This is a genomic window from Nocardia thailandica NBRC 100428 (genome assembly GCF_000308795.1).
In the GTDB taxonomy this organism is placed as follows: domain Bacteria; phylum Actinomycetota; class Actinomycetes; order Mycobacteriales; family Mycobacteriaceae; genus Nocardia; species Nocardia thailandica.
The window spans coordinates 1-3,731 of the sequence record NZ_BAGK01000008.1; the positions used below are offsets into that span (position 1 = coordinate 1).

The 3,731-nt window shown below is 71.8% G+C and carries 5 protein-coding genes; 1 reads left to right on the forward strand and 4 read right to left on the reverse strand.

The genetic code is table 11. From position 1 onward, the window contains the following. Together ON36_RS00440 and ON36_RS00445 are read right to left on the reverse strand one after the other, a co-directional pair. Positions 1-623 (reverse strand): MBL fold metallo-hydrolase (locus ON36_RS00440; protein WP_043646305.1); only part of this gene is annotated, 623 nt, incomplete at its 3' end. Positions 624-665: 42 nt separating this feature from the next. Further along, complete coding sequence (locus ON36_RS00445; RefSeq protein ID WP_245557791.1) at positions 666-1,610, reverse strand: hypothetical protein; 945 nt, start codon at positions 1,608-1,610, stop codon at positions 666-668. A 117-nt stretch (positions 1,611-1,727) separates the two neighbouring features. Between ON36_RS00445 and ON36_RS00450 the strand changes: the two genes are divergently transcribed. Then, positions 1,728-2,486: a lysophospholipid acyltransferase family protein gene (locus ON36_RS00450; RefSeq protein WP_043646308.1), complete on the forward strand. Its 759-nt coding sequence runs from the start codon at positions 1,728-1,730 to the stop codon at positions 2,484-2,486. 76 nt (positions 2,487-2,562) lie between these two features. Here the strand turns inward: ON36_RS00450 and ON36_RS00455 are convergent, their stop codons facing one another. Beyond that, positions 2,563-2,979: a hypothetical protein gene (locus ON36_RS00455; protein WP_043646311.1), complete on the reverse strand. Its 417-nt coding sequence runs from the start codon at positions 2,977-2,979 to the stop codon at positions 2,563-2,565. Between the two features lie 86 nt (positions 2,980-3,065). Beyond that, positions 3,066-3,731 (reverse strand): helix-turn-helix domain-containing protein (locus tag ON36_RS00460; RefSeq protein WP_043646315.1); only part of this gene is annotated, 666 nt, incomplete at its 5' end.

Sequence of the window (3,731 nt, forward strand, 5' to 3'; positions counted from 1 at the left end):
GGCCGGTCCATGCCGCGCTGGCGCTTCTGCTTGCCGAAGTTGGCCTTGGTGCGGGCGGGGATGTCGTAGACCATCGGGTACCAGATGGCGCCGGAGTACTGGAGCAGGTGGATGTCGATGTGGCCGAACGCGTCGAAGACCACGTCCATGTCGACCGGGCGGGCGTCGTTCATGTTGAAGCAGGTCGTCTCGCCGTCGGAGACGATGATGCCCGAGTCGCCGATGGGGCCGTCGGCGGGCGCGCGCAGCGCCACGATCATGACGTCGAGGTCGCCACCGGGGCCCGAGATGGTGTGCTTGACGGAGTCCTCGGTCTCGAAGAACCGGGTGAAGCCCAGCTTCTCCAGTTCGCGGCGCAGATCCGGCACGGGGTAGTCCGGCAGCAGGACGGTCGCGTCCTTGTTGACGTACTTCGCCAGGTGCGCGGCGTCGAAGTGGTCACGGTGCAGGTGCGAGACGTACAGGTAGTCGACGTCGCCGAGCGCCTCCCAGTCCAGCTGGGTGTTGTCCGGGAACGGGAACCACGACGCGAAGTACGCGGGGTTGACCCAGGGATCGCAAAGGATCGTCCCGGCTGCGGTGCGGATGTGGAAGCCGGCGTGTCCGACGCTGGTGATCTGCACGAGCTGTTCCTCCTGACCAGTACCAGCCAACCAGGGTAGTGGTTAGGAAGAGACGTCGCCGAGGCAGTAGCCCTCGGGGGTCTCGGCGAGGACGAAGGTCTCCGATCTGGTGACTCCGGTCACCGTGACCGGCACGGTCACCGACACATATCCGCTGCCCAGCGCGGTGGAACTGAGCTCGCCCGCCGTGAACGCGGTGATGGTGCCCGCTTTGCCCGGGTTGGTGAGCAGCGGCGCCTGGGTCGGCCTGCCGGTGGCCTCGGGATCCCAGGTCGCGCCCCGGCAGGTCAGCGGGTGCGCCGCCTCGGTGTCGGCCGGGTCGAGCGGGGCGCCGGTGGCGCGGGCGAGGTAGCGGCGCACCGCGTGCCGGGCGTCGGCCTCGGTGATCGTCGCGGGCGCGCCGGTGGCCGAGACCCGGCCGCAGGCGTAGCCGGCCGCCACGAACGCGCGGTCGACGGTGACCACGGTCGACCCGTTGCGCCAGGTGACGGTGTCCTCGTCGGCGGTGCCGGGGCGGGCCAGCGCGGTCAGCACCGGCTGCGGATCGGCGTACATGTCGGCCACGGTCAGCGGCGGCAGTTCCCAGCAGGCGGCCTGGAGCTGGGTGATCGAGCCCTTCTTGAGGTCGGCGGCCCAGCGCGCGACGGCGGGCGCGGCCGCCGGGACGCCGGGCACGGCGCCGATCGCGGGCGCGTCGGCGGGCACCGGGGGGCGGGTGGTCGACGGCGTGCCCGGGTGCGGCTCGCCGGGCGCGATCGGCTGCGGCGCGGGCGCGGTGGACGACGCGGAGGTGCTCGCCTGCGCCGCCGTGGCCGCCGGTTCGTCGCCGGGGATGCCGACCGCGGAGTCGCAGCCGGCGAGCAGCAGGCCCGCCGCGGCCAGGCCCGCGGCCAGCGTGCGGGAATGCCGCGACGTCGGTCCGGCCGGATCGGACAGGGGGGCGGCGTTCCGGACGGACGAACCCGAAGTCAGGCGAGCGCGTTGCACTGCGTCGATCCTCTTTCTGCTGGATACGGTGGGGCCGAACCACTTCCGCGCCGACACGGGCCACCGGGCGCGGCCACCCTGCCGGAAGCGGCGATCTGCGACTACGCTAGCGGAATTGTGGAACCCGTCTACCGGTCGATCATCGGCCTCGCCCGCACACTCTTCTTCCTCGAGGGCCTGAAGTTCACTGTCACGGGCGCGGAGAACATCCCCGCGACCGGTGGGGCCGTGGTGGCCATCAACCACACCGGCTACACGGACTTCATCTACGCGGGCCTGCCCGCGCGGACGCCCAAGCGGTACATCCGTTTCATGGCCAAGAAGGAGGTGTTCGACAGCAGCGTCTCCGGTCCGATCATGCGCGTGCTCAAACACATCCCGGTGGACCGCACCGCGGGCGCCGACTCCTACCTGGCCGCCGTCGACTACCTGAAGGCAGGCGAGCTGGTCGGTGTCTATCCCGAGGCCACCATCAGTCGCAGCTTCGAGATCAAGGAATTCAAGTCCGGCGCGGCGCGCATGGCTCTCGAGGCCGGGGTGCCGATCATCCCGGTCGTGATCTGGGGCGCCCAGCGCATCTGGACCAAGGGCTTCCCCAAGCGCCTCGGCCGCACCAACACCCCGATCTCCATCGCCGTCGGCAAGCCGATCGAACCCTACGAGCCCGCCGCCGACCTGACCGCCGAGCTCCGCGCCACCATGCAGTCCCTGCTCGCGGGCATCCAGGAGACCTACGAGCACGAGCCCGGCGCGTACTGGGTCCCCGCCCGCCTCGGCGGCAGCGCGCCGACCCTCGAGGAGGCCAACGCCCTCGACGAGGCCGAGGCCGCCGAACGCCTGGCCCGCAAGGCCGCCGAGGGCACCCCCGAAGCCTGACCCCGCGCCCGGATCGCCCGAAAGCGCGGTCCGGGCGGCCCGCCGCCTCCCTTCGGCGGGCCGCCCGGACATTCGGTCAGTTCATGGTGAGCACCCAGGAGCCGTTGCAGCCCCGGGTGCGGTTGAGGCCGCGGTCGAAGTCCCAGCTGTAGCGGATGGGCGGGTTGGTGCGGACGTGCCAGCGCCCGCTGGGCGAGGTCACGACCCGCCCGTTGCTGGTCAGCACGCCCACGTTGTCGTGGGCGAACCTCCACGATCCCCGGCTGGCCGGGTAGTTCAGCCGCAGCGTGACGGTCTTGCCGGTGTGGTTCTGCACGACCAGGCAGGAGCCGGGGTTGTCGCGGTCGATCGCGTAGTCACCGCCGAAGTCCTCCTCGGGCAGGTTCTCGCCGCTGTCGGTGAATTCGACCGCGTCGGTGTCGTCGGCATGCGCGACCCCGGTTGCCAGGACGGTGGCCGCGATCCCCGCCGCGATCAGTCCGACGATCCTCATCGTTCCCTCCCATCGACCCCGTCCCCTTCGGCCGGGTGATGTGAAGAACTCTGCCGCCCAACGATTTCCGAATTCTTGGCGCTCGCTTAACGCGGCGCCGCGCAGGCGGTCGGCGCGGGCAGACTGCCCCGCAGGTAGGCCTGCGGTGGCACGCCCATCATCGTGCGGAAGTCGCTGGTCAGGTGGGACTGGTCGTAGTAGCCGGCGGTGACCGCCAGGTGCGACCACGGCATCGACCCCGCCGACGCGACCACCCTGCGGACGCGGTCGATACGGGCGAAATGCTTGGGCGACAACCCGATACCGGCGCCGAACACGTTACGCAGCTGGCGCTCGCTGACCGCGAGGCCCGCGGCCACCGCCGGGACGGCGGGCGCGTCCGGTCCCGACAGGAGCGCCAGCGCCGCGTCCAGTAGTTCCCGCCGCGCGCGCTCACCGCTGGTCTCGGAGACCCGTTCCGGCAGGGCCGCGCCCAGGAACTCGAGCGCGTCGGCGGCCGGTATCTCGTCCAGGTCGGCCGCGAGCTCGCCCAACGGTCCGGGCAGCGCGGCCAGCGGGCGGGTCCGGTCGGTGAGTTCGCCCGCGGACACCCCGAGCAGCTGCCGGGTGACGCCGGGCGCGAGTTCGAGGCGGACGCATCCGGCGGGCTGTTCGGGCCGCGAGTAGGTCGCCCTGGTGCGGGTGCCGATCACGAACGCCGCGCGGCGCCCGGAGGCTTCCGTGCGCAGCACCACCGTCGTCGAGGTCCGGGG